This window comes from Mesorhizobium sp. M7A.F.Ca.CA.001.08.2.1 (genome assembly GCF_003998455.1).
GTDB lineage: Bacteria > Pseudomonadota > Alphaproteobacteria > Rhizobiales > Rhizobiaceae > Mesorhizobium > Mesorhizobium ciceri.
The window spans coordinates 1-3590 of record NZ_RZPW01000658.1 but is presented as its reverse complement, the minus strand read 5'-3'; the positions used below and the strand labels follow the sequence as shown (position 1 = coordinate 3590).

General features: G+C 66.1%; 2 protein-coding genes. One reads left to right on the top strand and one right to left on the bottom strand.

Features of this window, described 5'->3' with window-relative positions:
• Window positions 1-213: 213 nt before the first annotated feature.
• Window positions 214-651: a MarR family winged helix-turn-helix transcriptional regulator gene (locus EN914_RS28465; protein WP_013531012.1), complete on the top strand. Its 438-nt coding sequence runs from the start codon at window positions 214-216 to the stop codon at window positions 649-651.
• Between the two features lie 7 nt (window positions 652-658).
• Here EN914_RS28465 and EN914_RS28460 read toward each other — a convergent pair.
• Window positions 659-3590 (bottom strand): AsmA-like C-terminal region-containing protein (locus EN914_RS28460; RefSeq protein WP_127389417.1); only part of this gene is annotated, 2932 nt, incomplete at its 5' end.

Below are 3590 nucleotides of genomic sequence, written 5' to 3'. Positions count from 1 at the left end.
ACCCTGGGATCCGTGGTGAAATCGCGCAGGTGCTCCGGGTTCGAATGATGGGTCTTCATGGCAGTTGCTTCCTGGCGGCGGCCGTATGTCTGGGGTGCGGCACGGTCGAAGCGGCCAGCCGGGTTTGTCGGTGGCTATGTATCGTAACACGATATAAATATTCAAGCCGGTTTCGCCCGAAATCCGTTTGAGCTTTCGCCGGAAAACGAACACATGTCTGATATGTCGCAGCCACGAGAACAACGTCCCGCCATCAGCCAGGCCGATTACCAGCGGCTGTCGGAGTTTCGCTACCTGATCCGCCGGTTCCTCGAATTCAGCCAGGTCCAGGCGGAAGACGCCGGCCTGACCCCGCGCCAGCATCAGGCGCTGCTGGCGATCAAGGGATTCCCCGGCGGCGGCCCGGTGACGGTTGGCGATCTCGCGGAACGCCTGCGCATTCGCCACCACAGCGCCGTCGAACTGGTCAACCGTCTCGGCGAGGCAGGGCTGGTCACAAGGGATCAGGACAAGGACGACCATCGCCGCGTGCTGCTGCAACTGACCGAGCGCGCCGACGATTGCCTGGCCGAGCTGTCGGCGGCGCATCTCGACGAACTGTCACGCATCGAACCGATGCTGCGGCGGCTGCTCGATCGAGACCGTGGGTAGTCGACTACTACTGCAGCGACTTCAGCAGATTGTCGATCGTGAACGGATTGGGCTTCGGCTTGGCCGGCGGCGGATTGTCGTTGGCCTGCGGCAGCGGCGCCCGCTCCACCTTCGGAGGCTGCGCGGCCTTGCGTTCGGCTTCGAGCCTTGCCTTTTCCTGCGAGGCAATACGCATCGCCTCTTCCGCCTTCTGCCGCTCCTGCTCGGCCTGCGCCTTGGCGGCCTCGTCGGCGGCCTGCTTTTCGGCAGCCGCCTTCGCTTCGGCATCGGCCTTGGCTTTGGCATCTGCGTCCGCCTTGGCTTTCGCCTCCGCGTCGGCCTGAGCCTTTGCGTCCGCCTCAGCCTGAGCCTGTGCATCCGCTTCGGCTTCGGCCTTGGCGTCAGCTCCGGCTTTGAGCCGCGCTGCTTCCTCCTGCCGGCGCAATTCCTCGGCCGCCTTGTCGCGAGCATCCTGCAGCGCAGCGTAATAGCGCACTTCGCGCCGCAGCCGCTGCTTCTCGAGCAGCGCGGCCTGCATCGCCTCGACGCGCTGCTGCTCCTTCTCCAGCGCGCGCTGGGTCAGGAACTGCGCCAGCGGCTCACTGTCGAATGCTCGTTTGACCGCGCCGAACGGCCCTTCGGCGGTGAAATTCACAACCGGCTCGGAGCCGACCAGCGCCTCGTCGCCAGGCTGATAAGTGATCGCACCCTTGGCCGACACCGTGGCCGCGTTGAGATCCGCCGTGATGTCGGCGGACAAGGTCGCCGCTGGATTTTCCAGGCTGACCGGCGGCGCCCGCAGCGTGCCGCCGGCAACCGTGAAGGCTATGTCGGTATCGCCAGCGGCAAAGCTGCCATCAGCGGCAATCTCGGGCGCGAAGCCGGCGGTCTTGGCCGCATCGATGTCGCGCCCGATCGCATCCGCCTTGGCGAGGAACGCACTGAACGCATCTGGATTGAGGCCAGCAACTTTCACGCCCTTCAACGCCGCAGTTCCGGAGCCTGACAAGGCAGCCACCATCCCTTCGACCGATTTGCCGCTGCTTGACAGCGCCGTCGAGAAATCGCCGATGCCGCTGATGCCGGCATCCGGCAGCACGGTCGCCAGATCGGCGCCCGCCAGTTTCATCTGGCCAGAGAACAGTCCGGTGCCGTTGTTGTTCTTCAACTCGAATAGGCCGGTCAGCGCCCCGCCCAGCAACTTCGCCTTGAGATCCGAAACGCGGATGCCTTCCTGGTCGAGCTTGAGCGAAAAGGCGGCGTCATAGGCGGTGGCGAACCGGCCGGCGGCCAGTGCTGCCGTCGTCAGGTCGAGGTCGGCGGTGAATGGCAGGCTGGATTTCTGGCTGAACGGTGTCGCCGGCCACACGCCACCCTTGCCTGCCCGGTCTTTGGCTGCGCCCTCCTTGTCGGCTAGAAAGGCGGAGTCGCCGAACAGCGCCACCGCCAGGGGATCGAGGTCGAGTTCGTCGAGCGCCAGCGCCCCGGCCAGATGTGGCACGCCGTCCTTTACATCGATATTGACGTCGCCGGACACCGCCGCTTCGTTGATGGCGCCGCTGAGTTCGTCCAGCACCAGCAGGCCGTTGCCGTAGTCGCCCTGCGCGGCGAGCGACGTCGACATGCCCGACCCCATGCCTGGCAGGCCGATGCCCGACGTCATCAGCCATGGCTCGATGTCGGCGGCATCGAGGCTGAGCTTGCCCTTGGCGGCGAGGCCTTGCGGCGTGTCGGCGATCGTTCCCTCGAAACCGGCCTTGAAGTCATTGCCGGCAAGGCTGAAATTCGTCGCCAGGCCGCCGCCAAACGTGCCCTTGGCCTGAATATCGGTGTTTGCCTCGCCCAGCATGCCGAGCGGCAGCGCCGGCAGGCCATAGAGCGCCAGCAGCGCGGTGGCATCGGGATTCTTGGCGTTGAAGGTCAGCGCCACCGGCGCTTCGAGAAGCTTGTCCACCGCCCCCTTCCCCGACAGCGACGCCGAAAAGGCCGAGCCGCCCGCCTTGCCTTGCCCGCTCACCGCCAGGCCTGTGGTGCCGTCGCCATTGTCGGCTGCACTCGCCACCAGGTCGATGCGCGCATCCTGGAACAGCTCGGGATAGGCAGCAGCACGGCTCGACAGTCCCCTGAGCACGGCACTGTCGGGATAGTGCTGGGCGGCGACATCGATCAGCGGCTTCAGATCGACGGCAACCACCGACGCATCGAGCTTGCCGGTCGGGCTCGCGGGGAAATCCTTGATCCGGCCGGTGGCGCTGATCGAGGCGCCGGCCAGCCCGCCCACCGAAAGCCGGTCGATTTCGAGCAGCCCGTCGCGCAGCCTGAGCGCCGTGTCGACCGTGTCGGCGGTCAACCCGCCGGCGTTGACCGGCCCGGCCTTGATCTGGAAATCGAGGTCGCGGTCGGCAAAGCGATTGGCGCCCTTGTCGCTGACGAAGATCGAGGCGAAGGCCGCCAGCCCGTCGACATCGAGATCACCGCCTTCAAGCCGCATCAGCACCGAGGGCTTGGCATCGTCGGGCTGGCTGGAATCGATGCGGCCGGAAAACTTCGCCTTGCCCAGGATCAGTTCGAGATCGCTGAAGGCCTGGCGCTTCTGCGAGAGGTCGACCTTGGCCTTGAAGCCGGCGGCCGGCAGGCGGCGGATCGCCTCGTCGACATCCTTCGACAGCCAGGCGGCAAAGCCGGAAGGTTGGGCCACGGCCAGCAGCAGCGAGCCGTTGAAGCCGAAATGCCCTTCCAAATTGAGCACCAGCATGCCATCCGCTTCCAGCGTGGTGCGGCCGGGCAAGGTCGCGGCAAGCGATTTCACCGACCAGCCGCCATCGACCGGCTCGGCGGAAAGATGCACGTCGCGCACCGTGGTGTCGCCGACCACCACCGCCGGCAGCTTGACCTCGACAGTGCCGGGGATGGTCGGCTTCGGCATATCGAGCAGCGCTTGCTCGAACGCCGCGATGCGC

Bases quoted from the DNA above. Each gene is read 5' to 3' on its own strand.
- EN914_RS28465 (WP_013531012.1), top strand. From the start codon at position 214: ATGTCTGATATGTCGCAGCCACGAGAACAACGTCCCGCCATCAGCCAG.